This window comes from Kiritimatiellia bacterium (assembly GCA_018001225.1).
Classification (GTDB): Bacteria; Verrucomicrobiota; Kiritimatiellia; order CAIQIC01; family JAGNIJ01; genus JAGNIJ01.
Genome location: JAGNIJ010000001.1, coordinates 170,836 through 188,072, shown reverse-complemented (window position 1 = coordinate 188,072; position 17,237 = coordinate 170,836). Strand labels below are relative to the sequence as shown.

13 protein-coding genes are annotated in these 17,237 nt (G+C 69.2%); 7 read left to right on the top strand and 6 right to left on the bottom strand.

Features of this window, described 5'->3' with window-relative positions; translation table 11 throughout:
* Position 1: 1 nt before the first annotated feature.
* A complete protein-coding gene (locus tag KA248_00770) occupies positions 2–523 on the bottom strand; it encodes a GNAT family N-acetyltransferase (GenBank protein ID MBP7828426.1) in 522 nt (173 codons plus the stop codon).
* Between the two features lie 167 nt (positions 524–690).
* Between KA248_00770 and KA248_00765 the strand changes: the two genes are divergently transcribed.
* The 3 genes from KA248_00765 to KA248_00755 all read left to right on the top strand — a co-directional run bounded on the left by KA248_00765 (position 691) and on the right by KA248_00755 (position 3,479).
* Positions 691–1,509 (top strand): hypothetical protein, encoded by an 819-nt coding sequence (locus tag KA248_00765; GenBank protein MBP7828425.1) that lies wholly within the window; start codon positions 691–693, stop codon positions 1,507–1,509.
* Between the two features lie 79 nt (positions 1,510–1,588).
* On the top strand, positions 1,589–3,046 hold the full coding sequence (locus KA248_00760) for a cobalamin-dependent protein (GenBank protein ID MBP7828424.1): 1,458 nt from the start codon (positions 1,589–1,591) through the stop codon (positions 3,044–3,046).
* A 52-nt stretch (positions 3,047–3,098) separates the two neighbouring features.
* The gene (locus KA248_00755; protein MBP7828423.1) at positions 3,099–3,479 is read left to right on the top strand and encodes a metallopeptidase family protein; all 381 of its coding nucleotides are present in this window, start codon (positions 3,099–3,101) and stop codon (positions 3,477–3,479) included.
* Between the two features lie 14 nt (positions 3,480–3,493).
* Here the strand turns inward: KA248_00755 and KA248_00750 are convergent, their stop codons facing one another.
* Positions 3,494–4,303: a ZIP family metal transporter gene (locus KA248_00750; protein ID MBP7828422.1), complete on the bottom strand. Its 810-nt coding sequence runs from the start codon at positions 4,301–4,303 to the stop codon at positions 3,494–3,496.
* A 74-nt stretch (positions 4,304–4,377) separates the two neighbouring features.
* On the opposite strand from KA248_00750, the gene mvk reads away from it, so the two are divergent.
* The 4 genes from mvk to KA248_00730 all read left to right on the top strand — a co-directional run bounded on the left by mvk (position 4,378) and on the right by KA248_00730 (position 11,383).
* Positions 4,378–5,325, top strand: coding sequence for a mevalonate kinase (gene mvk / locus KA248_00745; GenBank protein ID MBP7828421.1), 948 nt, complete (start codon positions 4,378–4,380; stop codon positions 5,323–5,325).
* Entirely contained in the window at positions 5,318–6,307 is a 990-nt protein-coding gene (gene mvaD / locus KA248_00740) for a diphosphomevalonate decarboxylase (GenBank protein ID MBP7828420.1), read from the top strand. Before mvk ends, mvaD begins: the two co-directional genes overlap by 8 nt.
* 106 nt (positions 6,308–6,413) lie before the next feature.
* Positions 6,414–10,721, top strand: a complete 4,308-nt coding sequence (locus tag KA248_00735) for an RHS repeat protein (protein MBP7828419.1) — start codon at positions 6,414–6,416, stop codon at positions 10,719–10,721.
* Between the two features lie 11 nt (positions 10,722–10,732).
* On the top strand, positions 10,733–11,383 hold the full coding sequence (locus tag KA248_00730) for a hypothetical protein (GenBank protein MBP7828418.1): 651 nt from the start codon (positions 10,733–10,735) through the stop codon (positions 11,381–11,383).
* Between the two features lie 6 nt (positions 11,384–11,389).
* Here the strand turns inward: KA248_00730 and KA248_00725 are convergent, their stop codons facing one another.
* The 4 genes from KA248_00725 to KA248_00710 are packed head-to-tail and all read right to left on the bottom strand — an operon-like array spanning position 11,390 to position 17,211.
* Positions 11,390–12,124 carry a glycosyltransferase family 2 protein gene (locus tag KA248_00725; GenBank protein MBP7828417.1) on the bottom strand — a complete coding sequence of 245 codons (735 nt, stop codon included), beginning with the start codon at positions 12,122–12,124 and terminating at the stop codon, positions 11,390–11,392.
* A complete protein-coding gene (locus KA248_00720) occupies positions 12,117–14,297 on the bottom strand; it encodes a hypothetical protein (protein ID MBP7828416.1) in 2,181 nt (726 codons plus the stop codon). The genes KA248_00725 and KA248_00720 overlap by 8 nt, the downstream gene beginning before the upstream one ends.
* Complete coding sequence (locus KA248_00715; protein MBP7828415.1) at positions 14,294–16,447, bottom strand: CPBP family intramembrane metalloprotease; 2,154 nt, start codon at positions 16,445–16,447, stop codon at positions 14,294–14,296. Before KA248_00715 ends, KA248_00720 begins: the two co-directional genes overlap by 4 nt.
* Positions 16,444–17,211: a glycosyltransferase family 2 protein gene (locus KA248_00710; protein ID MBP7828414.1), complete on the bottom strand. Its 768-nt coding sequence runs from the start codon at positions 17,209–17,211 to the stop codon at positions 16,444–16,446. The genes KA248_00715 and KA248_00710 overlap by 4 nt, the downstream gene beginning before the upstream one ends.
* Positions 17,212–17,237 lie beyond the last annotated feature (26 nt).

Below are 17,237 nucleotides of genomic sequence, written 5' to 3'. Positions count from 1 at the left end.
GTCAGCGGCCAACGGGCCGATAGTACCAGAGCGTGTCCTCCCCGGGATAGTAGAAATCAGGGAAGCAGCCAACCTGTTTGAACCCCAGGTCCGCCAGCAGAGTGTGCATGGGCGCATAGGAAAGATCAGAGGAGGTTTCAAAGAGCAAGCCGCGCCCCCCGGAATCGGCCACGAAGCGCAGGGCCAGTTGCAGCAGCCGGCGTCCGAGACCCTGGCGTCGGTGGGCGGCATGGATCGCCAGGGCGCTGACTTCGTAGATTCCTGTCCGTTCGACGTTCATGCGGACGCCGATCACGGCATGGATCGTCCTGGTGTTGTCCCGCGCGAACCAATAGGCATCATCCGGGCGGCCGATGGAGGCGACAGGCCGGGTGCTGAATTCGTCGCGTTCGCCGGGAGTAAGGGGGGTGCCGAAAAGCCCGGGCTGGAGTAAAAAGGCCGAGACGGCTTCGCCTTCGTCGCGGCTGGCGACCCGCCGGACCTCGCATGGCCCTGCCGCCGAACTGGTTTGGTGCAAATCCACGGGGATGGGAATCTGGCACGAGGAGAGGATAAACTCAAGCCAAACAGCCGAATCTTGCCGGGGACTCGAGCGGGAAGAAAAGATGAGTTGCGGCATTGACAAGCGGCGGTGAAAAGACCGATATGGCTCGTGGTGGGCATGATCCACTTGTCCAAGGAGAATAAGCCGTGAAAAAAACGATAGCCCTGATGATGCTGGTGGCGGCGCTGGCGGCCCCGGTGTCCGCGCTGGCCGCGGACGGTTCGACATACGCGGATATCCTTTCCGCCTACGTGTATAACGGCCTGGTGTATAACGACGAAGCCGTCTTCCAGCCCGGACTGGACGTAGCCGGGCCGCTGGGCCTCGGCTTCAGCCTGTGGGCCAACATGGACCTGACGGACAATCCGGCCTCCACCGCGCCCAACACGGCCGGGGAGTGGAGCGAGCTTGACCTGGGCCTGAACTGGACCGCCCCATGGGAAGGGCCGCTCGGCCTGTCCGTGGGCACGATCTACTACGTCTATCCGCAGGCGAGCAGCGTCGTCGAATTGAACGAAGACGACACGGTGGCCTCGGTCTCCGAAAGCCCCGCCGATGGATCCTATCAGGTCTTTGCCCAAATCAAGGCCTCTAACGTGCCGCTTTCGCCGGCCGCCAAGTTCTGCCACGAACTGGACAACCAGGACGACTGGATCATCCTGTTTACGGTCGGCCACGGCTTCGGGCTGACGGATGCGATATCGCTCGACCTGGGGGCGGTCCTCGGAGTGGCGGGCGAGTACTACGTTGAAAGCAACTACGGGTCCGATGCGGGTTCGGCGCTGACGCACGCGCAGGCGGACGCCGTGTTGCGTTACGCGCTGAACGAGAAGGCCTCCGTGGGGCTCAAGGGCTCGTTCAGCTCCATCCTCGACGGCGACGTGCGCGACGACATGGACGAAAACGGCGTCTATCCCGACACGGACATCTTTTTCGGTGGCGTGACAGCGAGCTATTCATTTTAGGCGCGGAGATCGCGCGGCATGCCGCCCCCGGGCCTCGAATACGGCTTCCGATTGCGCCCGCTTGCGCTATCCTGATCCCGTGCTCGCGCTGATCAATACCAACCGGATGCGGCCGGCCATCGCGCCGATCGGGCTCGACTACGTCGCCGGCGCCGCGCGCGCCGCGGGGATCGAGACACACCTGCTCGATCTTGGCCTCGCGCCCGATCCCGATGCCGCGCTGGAGGTTTTTTTCCGCGCGCATCGCCCGGCGCTCGTTGGTCTCTCCCTGCGCAACGCGGACGATTCCTTCTGGCCCAGCGCCGCCTCCTTCGTGGAGCCGCTGCGGGACACAGTCCGTGCGCTGCGCCGGCTGACAGAAGCCCCCCTGGTCCTGGGCGGCGCGGGGTTTTCCATATTTCCGCGGGAGATCCTGGAGTTCACCGGCGCCGACTGCGGCATCCGCGGCGACGGGGAGGCCGCCTTGCCGGCGCTGTACCGGGCGCTGGAGCAGGGCGAAAGCCCGGGCGCCGTGCCCGGGCTCGTGACCGCGCACGGCCTGAATCCGCCCGCCTGGGGCGGCGATGGCCCCCTGCGCGTCCCGGCGGAGCGGGACACGGTGGACAACGCCGCCTACTTCCGGCTGGGCGGGCAGATCGGCCTCGAGACCAAGCGCGGCTGTCCGCTGGCGTGCGACTTCTGCGCCGACCCGATCGCCAAGGGCGCGCGCGCCCGATGCCGGCCGCCCGAGGACACGGCCGACGAGGCCGAGGCGCTGATCCGGCAGGGCGTGGACGTATTGCACCTGTGCGACGGCGAGTTCAACGTGCCCGTCGAGCACGCGCGGGCGGTCTGCGAGGAATGGATTCGCCGCGGGCTCGGCGAGCGGTTGCGCTGGTACGCCTACCTGGCCGTGGCGCCGTTCGACGCCGACCTGGCGCGCGCGATGCGGCAGGCCGGCTGCGTCGGCATCAACTTCACCGGGCCGGCCGCCACCCCCATCATGCTGCGCGCGTACGGCGTCCGGCACCGCGTCGAGGATCTCGCGGCGGCGGTGCGGGCCGCCCGCGCGGCCGGGATTACGACCATGGTGGACCTCATGCTGGGCGGGCCCGGCGAGATGCCCGCGACCGTCCGGCAAGCGATCGATTTCCTGCGCATCCTCAAGCCGGATTGCGTCGGGGCGGCCCTCGGTGTGCGGATGTATCCCGGCCTGCCGCTGACCCGCCGGATCGCGGCGGAGGGTCCGATGGAAACGAATCCGGCCATCCGTCGGAAGTATGACGGGCCGGTGAACCTGATGTGGCCGACGTTTTACATCGCCAATGCCTTGGGCCGCCGCCCGGCGGCGCTGGTCCGGGATATCATCGCGGGCGATCCGCGTTTCTTCGAGCCGCCTCCGGACGAGGATACGGCGACGAAAAGCTATAATTACAACGACAACGAGCCGCTGGTCCGCGCCCTCGCCGCCGGCGCGCGCGGGGCGTACTGGGATATCTTGAGGAAGCAGCGGGAAACGGGAATTCCGCGCGGCTCGCCGGAGGCTCGCCCTCCATGACGCAGTCGAAACCGATGGATTGGAGGGCGAGCGTCCCGCGAGCCGAACACGAATGAGCATGCCCTCCCTCCAGCGCTGGATCCGCCTCGCCGAGCAGGAGGTCGAGCGCACGCGGGCGCGCCTGCCGCGTTCGCTGCGCGAGCGCGCGGCGGAAATCCCGGTCACCTGCGTGCCGCGTCCCACGCGGGCCATGCAGCGCGACGGCGTGGACCCGGAACTGCTCGGCCTGTTCGTCGGCGAGGCCCTGCCAATGGCGGACACGCCGGGCGGCGACCTGCCCGCGCAGATCCTGCTCTTCATCGAGAACCTGGCCGACTACGCGGAGTATGACGAGGAGAGCTTCCGCGAGGAAACGCGCACGACCTACCTGCACGAGCTGGGCCATTACCTCGGCCTGGACGAGGGCGCACTCGCGGACCGCGACCTGGAGTAGGCGGCGCGGGCGGGCTAGCCCAGGGCGACGTCGAGGAGCATCATCACCGCGAAGCCGGCGATCGCGCCGAGCGTGGCGACGTCGGTCTTCTCCGAGCTTTGCGACTCGGGAATCAGTTCCTCGACCACGACGAAGATCATCGCGCCCGCGGCGAAGGCCAGCGCGTAGGGAAGGAGAGGGCGCATGACCAGCACCGCGGCGGCGCCGATTACGCCGGCGACGGGCTCCACGAGGCCGGAGGCCTGGCCGTACCAGAAGGCCTTCCACCGCGTGAGCTCGGCGCGGCGCAGGGGCACGGATACCGCCAGGCCCTCGGGGAAATTCTGAAGCCCGATGCCCACGGCCAGGGCGATCGCCCCGCCCAGGGTGGCGGACTCGATGCCCGACGCCACGGCGCCGAAGGCCACGCCGACGGCGAGCCCCTCCGGGATGTTGTGCAGCGTGATGGCCAGGATCAGCAGGATGCTGCGCTGCCAGTGTGTATGAATACCCTCGGCCTTGTCCGGCGACAGGTTCATGTGCAGGTGCGGCAGGATGCGGTCCACCCCGTACAGGAACAGCGCACCGGCCAGGAACCCGGCCAGCGGGGGCCACCACTTTACCATGCCCATCTCCTCGGCCAGGGCAATCGAGGGGGCCAGCAGCGACCAGAAACTGGCGGCAATCATGACGCCCGCCGCGAACCCGAGCATGGCGTCCAGCACGCGGCGGTTGATGGTCTTGAAAAAAAATACGCCGGCCGCGCCCAGCGCCGTCACGCCCCACGTGAAAAGCGTCGCGAGCAGCGCCTGGAGCACGGGATGCAGGTTGGCAAGCCAGTTCATATCGTCCCCTTATAAAATACGAATATACAGCCGAAGCGTGAAAAAACCAGCCGGCAGATTGCGCGGCGCGCCGGATGCTGCTACAACGGTTCCCGGTGAGCGAAACCTTCCAGGCCTCGGCGCCGGGCAGCCTGATGCTCATGGGCGAGCACGCCGTGGTCCACGGCCGGCGCGCCCTCGTGGCCGCCGTGGACCGGCGCATCCGGGTCCGGCTGACGCCCCGGGCTGACGGCCAGGTCCGGGTGACCTCCGCACTGGGCGAGGTGGAAATGCCGCTGGGCCGGCTCAAGACCCCGGCCCAGTTCCGCTTCGTCATGGCCGCGCTGCGGCGATACGAGGTCCGCGTGCCGACCGGGTTTGACCTGTCCATCGAGTCCGATTTTCCCCACAACGTCGGACTGGGATCCTCCGCCGCGGTCACGGTGGCCACCTGCGCCGCGCTGGAACGCTGGACGCGCTCGCGCAGGCCCCGGCTGTGGGATCTGTTCCTGGCCGGCCGGGAGATCATCCGGGAGGTCCAGGGTCTCGGGTCCGGGGCCGACGTTGTGGCCAGTGTGTTCGGCGGTATCCTGCTGTACCGGGCCACGCCCGCCCGGGTTCAGCGCCTGCCGCGGACGCTCCCGTTGGTCCTCCTCTACTCCGGCAGCAAGACGCCGACGCCCGAGGTGGTCCGTCGCGTCGAGCGCGCCCTGCGGGCGCAGCCGGAATTTTTCGGCGCGATCTTCGATCTCATGGACCAGACCAGCGCCGCCGGATTCCAAGCCGTGCGCGCGGGGGCATCGCGCAAGCTCGGCGAACTGCTGAACATCCAGCAGGGCCTCCTGGAGGCCCTCGGCGTCAGCAACGCGCGCATGGCCGAACTGGTGTACGCGCTACGCGCGGAACGCGGAATCCTGGGCTCGAAGATCTCGGGGTCCGGCCTGGGCGATTGCGTCGTCGGGCTGGGACGATCCGACCGCGCGGACTGGCCCGGGCAACGGATCGAGGCCGGCATCAGCCCGGCGGGGGTGACGTTTGACTAAAAAGGACATCGTGGAGCGAATCCTGGCCGGCCGGGGCGTGACCCCCGGCGCGGAGGGCCGTGCGTTCTCCCCGTCGAACATCGCCCTGGTGAAATACTGGGGCAAGCGCGACGAGGAGCTTAACCTGCCCGTGACCTCGAGCCTCTCCGTGTCGCTCGGGAAGCTGGGCTCGGAAGTGGCCGTTCGCCCGGCCGCCGCCGACGAGGCGATCCTGAACGGCGAGCCGCTGCCCGCGGATTCCTCTTTCGCGCGCCGCGTGTCGGCGTACATGGACCTGTTTCGTCCGGAAGCGGCGATGGGCTTCCGCCTGGACGCCCGCAACACGGTCCCCACGGCGGCGGGTTTCGCGTCTTCGGCCTCGGGCTTCGCGGCGCTGGTTCGCGCGCTGGACCAGTTGTTCGGATGGGACCTCGACGCGCGCGCGCTTTCGATCCTGGCGCGGCTGGGCAGCGGCAGCGCGTGCCGGTCGGTCTTCCACGGGTTCGTCGAGTGGCACGCGGGCGAGGCGGAGGACGGGATGGACAGCTATGCCCGGCCGCTGGCGGAGACCTGGCCGGACCTGCGGATGGGGCTGGTCGTGGTCTCCGGCGAGGAGAAGGCGATCGGCTCACGCGCCGGGATGAAGCGCACGGCGGAGACGTCGCCGCTGTACCCGGCGTGGCCGGCCAAGGTGGCCGAGGACCTGCTGGAGGTCCGGGCGGCGATCCGCGATCGGGATTTTCATCGGCTCGGCCGCGCGGCGGAATCCAACGCGCTGGCGATGCACGCGACGATGATCGCCGCGTGGCCGCCGGTGCTCTACTGGCTTCCGGAATCTGTGGCCGCCATGAAGAAGATCGCCGCGCTCCGGGAACAAGGTCTGGCCGTGTACTTCACCATGGACGCCGGGCCCAACCTGAAGCTGCTCTTCGAGCGACGGGACGAGGCCGCGGTCGCCGCCGCCTTCCCCGGCCTCCAGGTCGTCGCACCGTTCGGCGCCTGACCCCGGGGTTCCCGGGCGGGGACGGCTGGGCCACTTTTTTACTTTTTCTTCCCAATAGCTTGACACGCTCGAATCAGGTTTTCATGATGCGTCTTGGGAGGGCGGCATGCGGGAGAGGCGCTTCAGGTCCGTCTTGATCCTGGTCGCGGGAGTCATTTTGTGTCACGCGCGAGCGGGCCGCGCGCAGGGCGCGGTGTACGAGACGGTGGACGCCGGCTCGGGCATCTACGGGTTTTCCATGCCGCTTTTCCAACTGGGCGGGCCCTTGCCGATGTCCTTCCGCCTGTTCCACCGGGGCGACCAGATGCCCGCCCAGGGGCTGCGGCACGGGTTCCGCCATTCGTTCTCCTTCATGGTCGAGGAAACGCCCATGTCGCCGACGAACACCTTCGCCGACGTGACGCTCGACACGGGCGACAAGGTCCGCTTCGTGTCGGAAACCGGCGATAATCCCTGGCAGTTGCGCGACAACGCCCGGATCCGCTACGCCCTCACGGAGACGGGAACCGGGATCGAGGGCTGGTATTACCTCGCCGACCCGCACCGCGGCCTGGTGCTGGTCTTCCAGAAAACAGGGCCGATGGAGGACATGCCGTTCGGCCGCCCGGCCTGCATCATGGACCGGAACGGGAACCGGCTGGACGTCGCGCCGCTCTCGACCAACTTCCCGCAGTGCCTCGCGCCCGCGTCGGTCGTGGATCACCTGGGGCGGCAACTGGTCTTCGCGTACTCGAACAACGTGCTGCAATCGGTCTCCGACCAGGCCGGGCGCACCGCGCGGGTGCTCTATGAAACGAACGCCCCGGACTGCGGCGGCCTGACCGTCCTGCGGTCGATCGTGGACGCCGCGGGCGCGACGACCACGGTGCGCTACGCCTACTTTGGCCCCGGGGTCGCCATGGGCATCCCCGCGGTGAAGGCCGTCGAGCGCCCGTTGGGCCACGCGGTCTACACCCAGGCGTTCGCCGTGGTCACCAACGCCGGCAAGGCGTGGGTCCGGCTCACCGGCCGGACCGACGCCTACGGGAACACGATGACAATGGATTACGCGAAGAATACCAACCGGGTGACCCAGACCCAGCCGGACGGGAGCGTGACGATGTACGAGCATGCCTCGGCGTACGGCGGGCTGCTGGCCGTCACCGACCCGTGGTCGAACCGGACCGAGTTCACGCGCTCCGTCCATGCCCAGCCGGCCACCGTGCGGGACCGCTACGGACGGACCTCGGCCATGGCCTGGGGCGAGACCTCGGGCAAGCTCGAGGTGACCACGAACGCCCTCGGCCAGGTCATGCGGCTGGCCTGGAGCGCCCAGGCCCAGGTCTTCACCAATCCGCTTTGCGGCGAGGTGGTCACACAGACCTTCTACAACCTGGCCGGCGTGGTGTATCCCGACGGGACCTCGGAGACGAACGAGTACGACGGGCGCGGCAACCTGGTCCGGCGCACGGACCGCGCGGGCGCCGCCTGGCACTACGCCTGCAACGAGCGCGGCCAGATTACGTCCGTCACCAACCCCGCCGGCGGGGTCTCCACCTACGCCTATAACACGCAGGCGTACACCGTGAACTGGAGCGAGAACGGGCAGACCTTGTCGTACACCTACACCACCAACGGGACCCTCGCCTGGACCCGCGACGCCGACCTCGGGACCCTGCGTTACTATTACGACGAGGCGTTCCGGCCCGTCGCCACAACCAACGTGGACGGGGAGGGAACCGCTCTCGCGTACGACGCGGACGACCGGATCACCGGCGCGACCAATGCCCTGGGCCAGGGCATCGCATTCAACTACGACGCCAACGGCCGGCTCGCGCGCTCCGTGGACCCGCTCGGAGAAACCGCCGCGGCGGGCTACGACCTGATGGACCGGGTCGTCGCAACCACGAACCGGGAGGGCGAGACGACGCGGTTCCTCTACGACGTCATGGGCCGTGTCCGCGGGGTGGTGCTTCCGTCCGGCGGCACGAACACGTTCGGGTACGACCTCGCCGGCCACCTGGCGACCGCCGCCGATCCGGCCGGCGAAGAGAGCCAGTTCTCTTTCGACATCGAGGGACGGCCGGTTTCACGGACCTCGTCGGCGGGCCTGCGTCTCGCGCTGGGCCGGGACGCCGTGGGCCGCGTGACGTCCATGACCAACGCCCTGGGCGAGGCGGAGTCGTACTCGCTGGACGCCCTGGGCCGCCTGGTCGCGGTCACGAACCCGGCCGGCCGCGCGACGCACTACGCCTACGACGCCGAGGGGCGCCTGGCCGCCGTGACGGAATCCGACGGCGGATCGGCGGCGTTCCAGCACAATACCCTCGGGCTGGTGACGAATCTCCTGGACCGGAACGGCCGGGCGTGGACATTCGGGTATACCGCGATGGGGCGCCTCGTCCGGAAAACCGATCCGCTCGGGCGGACCACCACGTACACCCACGACCTCTACGGCCGCTTGCACGAGATGAACCGGTCCGACGGCGTAACGATGACCCTGGCGTACGACGCGGCCGGGAACCTGACCAACAGCGCCTTCAGCGGCGGGCTCAACCTGTCCTTCGGGTACGACGCGGCCGGGCGCCCGGTGAGCGGGAACGGTATTGACCTGATCTACGACGCCGAGGGCCGGGTCATTCGTTCCGTGTGCGGCGGCGGGACCGTCACGGTCTCCTATGCCGAAGGCCGGCTGGTCGCGGTGGGCTATCCCGGCGGGCCGACCGTGACCTACGCCTATGACGCCCGCGGGCTGGTGACCAACGTCGCGGACTCGGCCAGCGGCGCGTGGGTGCGTTTGGCCTACGACGCCGACGGCCGGGTCGCCGGCCTCCAGCGGTCCAACGGGCAGGACGCCGAGCTGACGCGCGACGGTGCGGGCCGGATCACGCGGATCGTGGACGGCGCCGTGCTGGACCTGCGCTGCACCTACGACGCGGCGGGCTCCGTGACGGAGATGGAGAGCGAGGCGCCGCTGTCCGTCGCCGAGAGCCTGTTCAGCACCAACCGTCCACTCGTCTACGACGACGCCTCGCAGATCGCCTCGGCCGGCTACGCCCACGATCCGAATGGCCGGCTGACCAACTCGCCGGGCGGCGCGTTCGAATGGGACGCGGCCGGCCGGCTCGTTCGCGCCGCCGGCGCGGCGCTCTCCTATGACGGTCTGGGCGCCTTGGTCAGCCGCGCCGAGGGCGACGTCACGACGCGCTATCACCGCGCGTACGGGCTGTACGGCGCGCCGATCGTCGCCGAGCAGGACGCGGCGACCGGGACCTCCCGGCGCTACTACGTGTGGACGCCCGGCGGCGAGCTGCTCTACCTCGTGGACGCCGCCGACGGGAACAAGGCGTATTTCTATCACGGGGACCGGGCGGGCAGCACGCTGGCCCTGACGGACGGCGCGGGCGGGATCGCGGACGCGTATGCCTACACGCCCTTCGGCCGGCCGCTCGCGCACCAGGGAACGAACGACCAGCCCTTCACGTTTCTCGGCCGGCACGGCGTGCGCCGGGAGGGCGCGGGCGGCGCGCTCTACCAGGCCGGCGCGCGCTACCTCGACGCCGATACGGGCCGGTTCCTGTCGCCCGAGCCGCTGTGGCCCGACCTCGCCGAGCCGCAATCCCTCAATCCCTACCCGTACGCCTGGAACGCGCCCAGCGACTATAGCGACGTGAATGGCCTGGCTCCCGAGTCTCCATTCCTAAGCGACGCTGCTGCACAGGTCATGTGCGAGCAGCAAACAGCCTGGACCTACGCTCTGCTCGACTATGAAGCGCGACGATCGCCTGAAGAGTTCATCGCAAAGGCGCAAGGCTGGGAACAGACCGCGCGGGATGACCTGAAGGCCGCGATCTTCCGGGAGGAACAAGCGGCCAGGGGGGTTCTTACGTACACGGCGTATAGAACCGTGTGGGAAAGACCGACTCCGACGGCTATTGAAAAAGTACCCGTTCGAGTTCCCGTACAGTACAGCGTGAAGGAGGCGATTGCTCACCATAGATCACAAATGGAACACGCCGGCGAAATGGCGAAGATGTATCGAGAACGCGCGAAGAACCAAGAGAGGTATCAGCGGTTTTGGGAAAAGAAAAGAGCGCGGGATATAGAACGGATGCTCCGCGAGTGGCGGCTCATCGAATACAACGGATCGCTGGGGGGGGGCGGAGGCGACTTGAATCCGTTGTCGGCCGTCGCGAGCCCCGCGCAGCCGCTCAATCCCACGGCGGTCCTGGATGAGAACACGGCCATCCAGGCCAGGAGCCAGGCGGACGCCGTCTGGAATCTCATCGAGCGGATCATGGGCGGGGGCGGAGGCGGGGGCGACAGCGTCCGGGCCGTGGACTGGCCCGCGCAGCAGGACCAGTTGTCCGTGATCGCGACGGAGGGCGGCGCGGGTTCTTCGGGCGATTTCATCCAGGCCGGGGATTACGAATGATGAAGGCGATGATGAAAACGGGACTCCTGGCAGCCGCCCTGCTCCTGGTCGCCGCCGCCGGGCGGGCGGCGGAGAAGGTGCGCTACTTCTACGACGCGGCCGGCCGGCTGACCGCGGCCGGGTACTCGGTCGGCGTCGTCACCAACGCGGGCCTCCGGTACTTTTACGACGCCAACGGCAACCGGACGAACCTCGCGATGTACGCCTTCGGCGACACGAAGGATGCCGACGCGGACGGAATGCGCGACGGGAACGAGATCGCGTATTTCGGGGACCTGGCGCGGACCGGCGCCGCGGATTACGACGGCGACGGGCTGGTCAACAGCAACGAGTTCCTGTTCGGCGGCGACCCGACCTCGGGGGACACCGACGGCGACGAGGTGGGCGACCTTGAGGAGGCCATCGCGGGCACGTCGCTGACCGACCGCGACGAATTCTTCCAGTTGCTCGATGTCGGCGCGGCGCCGGAGGCCGGCACGCGGCTGACCTGGGGCGTCAAGGCGGGGCACAGCTACCAGTTGCAGGTGTGCAGCAATCTGGCCGCCGGCGCCTGGACCGATATCGGGGCCGTCTTTGACGCCGCTGCGGACGGCCTGCACGAGGCGGACGAAGCCGGCGGCACGAACGCCTGCTACCGGACCAAGGTCTGGGTCACGCCGTAACCGGCACTACGCCTGCTCCTCCGCCGTGAAACGCCGGTGGCGCTTCTGCATCCAGCGCACGGCCCAGAGGTCCCAGATTGTTTCCTTCAGCCGGCCCCAGTTGGTGTACTTGCTGCGGCCGCCCGCGCGGGCCCGGTGATGCACGGGGAGCTCCTCGATCCGCGCCCCCCGCATCGCCATCAGCGCGGGCAGGAACCGGTGCATGCCCCGCCACTCCAGGGGCAGATCCCGCGCCCACTCTGCTTTAAATGCCTTGAGCGTGCAGCCGGTATCCCGAACCTGCTCCTTCAACGCCCGGTTCCGGATCGCGTTGGCCCACCGGCTGCCCACCCGCTTGGCCAGCGTGTCCTGCCGCTTCTCGCGATAGCCGCAGCAGACGTCGCAGCGCTCCAGCCGCTCCAGCAGGCGCGGGATCTCCGCCGGATCGTTCTGCCCGTCGGCGTCCATCGTGACGAGAAGGCCTCCGCGGGCCGCCCGGAAGCCCGCCTTCATCGCCGCGCTCTGGCCGGAGTTCGGCGTCAGGCGGATCACGCGCAGGCCCGGCAACTCCGCCGCCAGCGCCTGGAGCCGCGCCGGCGTGGCGTCCGTCGAGCCGTCGTCCACGACGATGATCTCGAAGGGGCGCCCGGTCCCGAGCAGAACCTCATGCACCTCGCGCACGGTCCCCTCGATGCAGGCCTCCTCGTTGAAGGCCGGCATGATGACGGAAAGTTCCACGGATTCGCTCACGGCTTTATGCATGACGATCCATTAAATACACCGGCGCTCCGCCCAGGGCAATCATCCCGGACATTTCCCGGCCCCGCGCATCCAGCACGGCGGAACCGCCTTCAGGGTTCATGGTTTCAGCGGAACCGCGGCTGGACCAGGCCAGCACCACGGGTCGGCCCTCCGCCGTCTCGAAGGTCAGCCGGCGCTCGCTCCCCGGCGCCGGCATCCGGCGCAGGAATCGCCCGCCCCCCAGGAGCCCCAGGAAAAACTTGAGCTGCTCGTACGCCGGGCGCGGCCGCCAGGCCGCGGGGTCGGTGTCGTCCACCAGGCCGTAACCCCGCGCCACGAGCCGCCACCAGTACACGCGCTCCGCCATGCCCGAACAGACAGCCATCGCCAGGTAGCGGATCATGAAGTCGGCGTAGTCCTGTTCCGACACGCTCGGGTCGCCGGACCGCGGGCCGGGCGAGACGTAGGGCGACCCGACCGGAGACCACACCCCCTGCCCCTTCAGCGGCCAGTTGACCTCGGAGAGGATCAGCCGGTCCTCGCAGGCCGGCGACGCCGCCGCGATGGCGCGGGCCAACGCGCACTTCCGTTCGAGATCGAATCCCGCCTGCGTGTTCTCCGGCGCCCCGCGCCGGTCCACGTAGAGATGATGCGACAGGGCGTGAAACCGGAAGCCGGGCGGCGCCTGCTCAAGGAGCGCCAGCACCGACGGGTATTCGAAGTCGATGCCCGCGGGCCCCATGAACTTCAACTTGGGATGCCGAGGCGCCAACTCCGCGACGGCCCGCGCCAGCCGCCCGTACTCGCGCCAGTCCCACACGCCCCATTTCACCCGGTTCACCGCGTGGCCCACCTCGATCCAGTCCGCCACGCCGTCCGCCTGCTCCAGCACCTGCTCGGCGAAGGCCTTCCAGCGCTCCGGCTCGCGCACCGCGGCGCGGTCCTGGACCAGTGCCGCGGCCACGGGGCAGCCCCGCGCCCGGAGGTCGCGGGCCACCCGGGCCGTGAACTCCCAGTGCGCCGGGCCGCGATGATGGTAGAAGCGAAGCATCACCGGGATGCGCCCGAGTCCGTCCAGCAGGGCCAGTTCCCGTTCGACGGTCGGCTCCTCCGGATGCAGCGCGACGCCGAACCGGTGCCGCAATTCCACCGGCTTCGCGTAGCACTCGGGGAGGAGCCTCCGGTACTGGCGTCGAACCGGAAGAGTGGCGCGCAGCACGGCCCCGGCCGTGCGGAACGCGTTGCCCGCGGGATAATAGCGCCGGCGGTCCCGGGGCTGCAGGGCGCCGATGGCCTGGCCCGAACGCTCGTCCCAGATCCAGATCTCCGGCTCGGGCGGGTACGTCGTTTCCGGCGGGCTCGGCCGCCCTTTTTCCTTGAGCGCCCGGAAGGGATGCCGGATGTTCCGGCTGGCCGTGTGACGGGCAAAGGCGCGGCGGAAATGACGCTCCCAGCGCAGAAAGCCGGCGGGAGGCGGCGCGGCGAAATACATCTCGATGAACACGCGCAGGAAATCGGAGGGCAGCGTGAGGCGGGAAAGGTCGAGGGCGCGGTCGCGATTCGAGAGAACGGCGCGGAGCCGGGCGCGGTTCAGGTCCACGAACTGGACGTCGCGCCATTCGTCAGGCCCCGCGCGGCGCAGGAGGATGTTCTGGTTGCCGAGGTCGCCGTGGAACACGCCCGCCTCGTGCAGCGCCCGCACGGCGCGGGCGACGGTCTCCAGCAGCGTCATCAGCCGCCCGCAGTCGGGATCCCGGCGGTAGAGACGGATCAACTCGTTGCGGAAGCTGGCCAGGCCCTGGACGTACTCGGAGAAGTAATAGCATTCGAGGAGCCGCGGCCCGCGCCAGCGCTCCAGGTAGCCGACGGGCGCGGGAGTGCCGACGCCCCGCTCGCGCAGCCGCTCGGCCGCCTCCCACGAGCGCCGGGCCTTGGTGCCGAGCAGCCGGTCCGAGAGGTCCTTGAGCAGCGACGCGCGGCCGAACGACTTGACGGCGACTTCCACCGGCCGGCGTTTTTTGTAGAGGACCAGCCGGACCACGCGGCTGCGCCCGCCGACCTGGACCGTCTCGCCGGCCGCGAGAAGGGCGGGCAGCGTTTCCATCTTTTCCGGCAGGCCCGGCTCCCAGTACTCGGCGTCGAAGTGGCCCGTGTAGCGGCTGGGCGTCGCCCGCGGCGCCGGAGAGAGTTTCATGCCGGGCCCTCCCGGGGGTCGGCCGAGAGCGCGCCGAGGACAACCGCCAGCACGATCATTAATTCCGTGTCGCCGAAGTTATATTCCACGAGCCCGTTGAGCAGGAGTCCCGCGAGCATCCACGTGAAGGCCACGGCCTGGGCGCGGGCTTCGCCGGACTCCGGGGCGGCGCGAAGGCGCCGCGCGGCTTCCGCCGCGGCCAGGCCCATCCAGGCGAGGTAGACCAGCAGGCCGATCCAGCCCGTTTCGACGAGCACCTGGACCGGGTTCGAGTGGAGATGGTTGCGGCGGCGTTCGACGTTGGGCTCGATGCGCCGGAGCAGGGCGGGCGTCACGGAGCGGTAGCCCACGCCGAGCGGGTACTGCTCCACGAGGGCCGGCGCGATGCGCGTCCACATGGTCAGCCGCCCGCCGCCGTGCGAATCCCATTCGCCCTGGAGCTGTTCCACGCGGCCGCGGACCGGGTGCGCGCACAGGGCGGCGCCGACCAGCGCGAGCAGGCCGAGCAGCCACAGCCAGCGCCGCCGCGCGACCAGGCTGCCCGCGCCGAGCAGGACGGCCGTGATCCACGAGCCGCGCTTGAAGTTAAGGATCAGCCCGGCGGCCTGCGCGGCCGCCAGCGCCCACCACGCGCGCGCGATCCCTCCCCGGGAGCGCCACCATAAAAACAGGGCCGCGGTCGCCAGGAGCCCGATCATCAGCATCTGGCCCGCGGTCATCGACCCCAACGCCACGAGCCGCCCGAAGAAATCGGGGACGTTGGCCAGCAGTTCCGATTCGCCGCGCCAGGCCGTCCAGGAATTCAGGAGGACGATCTTCAGCCCCAGCACGCCGCTGCCGAGGGCGAAGGCCTTGAGCAGCGCCGTACGGCGCGGCACGGTCGGGGCCAGCATGGCCGCGGCGGGGATGAACAGGAACCAGACCAGGCGCCCCGTTTTTTTCACCAGCCGGAACGGCTCCGGCCCCAGCACCACGGACAGGACGGCGATGACGGCGAAGGCTAGCGCCGGCCAGAAGAGCCGCGGGATCTCGAGTCGGAGCCGACGGCGCGCGACGGCCGCCGCCATGCAGACCAGGCATAGCCCGCCGCAGGTCTGCGCGAGGGCGATGGAGAACGGCACCGCGAACGCGGTCGCCAGCAGCAGCCCCCACGCCCAGCGCGACCACGGCGGCTCCCAGAATGGTGGCACGGGCGTCACGGCCGCGAGTTGCGGTTTCTTGGGGCTGGACCGCGGCCACCAGAGCGCGGCCGCCAGCATCGCCGCCATGATCGCCAGCGTCCAGGGCGAATCCGTGCCGTCGGACTTCAGCCCGCCCCACCAGCCGCCGCCCGAACCGGGCACGTGCGCCGTCAGCAGGCTGTTGAGCCGGATGACGAACACCCAGGCGGCATGCGCGCCGATGGCGAACCAGATTGTTCCCGTGCGGGCGACGAACGCGCACAGCACGCCGCCCAGCAGGGCCAGGTTCAGGGCGCGGACGGCGAATTCGCCCGTGATTTCCGGCTTCGCCAGCAGGGATTTCACCACGGCCGCGACCGAGGTCCAGTAGGACGCATACCGAAAGGCCGCGGGATCGACATCCGCGAAATGGGCCAGGGAGAACAGGACGCTGCCGACCGCGGCGGCGGGCAGGGCACCCCAGATCCGGGCGGGCACCCGGAAGAGGATCCCGCGGGCCAGGGCCTCCTCGAAAAAGCCCACGGCCAGGGCGGCGGCGGCGTAGAAGAGCAGGTTCAGCGGGTTCAGGTTCCAGAGGCGGGCCGGCTCCAGCATCCGCGCCCCGGCGGACGTCATGGCCACGACGACCACGCCCATGGTCAGAAGGCCGAAGACGAGGCCGCGACCGAGTTGCTGAAACCCCGGCCGGGCCGCCGGACTGTCTTCCGCCGAAAAGCCCAGGTCATGCCAGCCCCGCCAACCGAGCCGCTTGATCAGCCAGGGAAGGAGCAGGATCAGGAATCCCTGCAAGCAGCGGGCCGTGACCTTTTCCGGCCCCTTCCGAAGCACCGCCTCCACCACGCCTGGGGGGACATAGGGCATGAGCCGTACAACGGCCACGGAAACCGCGGCGGCCAGGAAGATCGCCCCGACGAGATAGGCCAGCAGCGCGAGCCCCGCCCTGATTTTCCTCCGGAACGGCGGGGTCATGCCCCCCCGCCCTTCCGGTGCTCCAGTTCCCAGAGCTTGGCGTATTTCATGTAGACGCCGAACATGCTGATCAGCGCGATCACCAGGCCCGGCGGGCCGTCGAGCAGGCCGCGCTTCAGAAAAAAGGCCTTGAAGAAGCGCCAGCCCGGCCGGAAGAAAAATTCCCGCCACCGGAACCGCTCGCCCAGCCGGAATTTCTCCTGCGCCGTGATGGTCGAGAAGCGGTTCATCGTCTCCAAGTGCTCCCAGATGTCGCTATAGGTGTAATGATGGAGGGGTGATTCCAGGGTCTTTACCGGGCCGTCCACGGCCACGCGGTCGTGCGGCTCCTGCCCCTCACTGCGGCCGAGGTCCTTCCGGAACAGGCGCAGCTTGATGTCCGGGTACCATTCCCCGTGCCGGATCCAGCGGCCGAGATAGTAGACCATCCGGGGAAACTGGAACCCCGCGTACGGGCCGGTCCCGGCCTCGAACTGCGCCCGGATTTCATCGCGCAGCGCCGGCGAGACCTCCTCGTCCGCGTCCACGAACAGCACCCACGGATGCCGGGCCATGCCGCGGATCAGGTTTTTCTGCCCGATATACCCCAGCCACTCGTGCTGCACCACGCGATCGGTGTACTCGCGGCAGATGTCCACCGTGCGGTCGGCGCTGAAGCTGTCCACGACGACGATCTCGTCGCACCACTTCACGCTTTCCAGGCAGCGACGGATGTTCTGCTCCTCGTCGCAGGCCGTGATACAGGCGGAAATCTGTTCGCGCATGCGGTTTCCCGTTCCCGGAGCGGGGC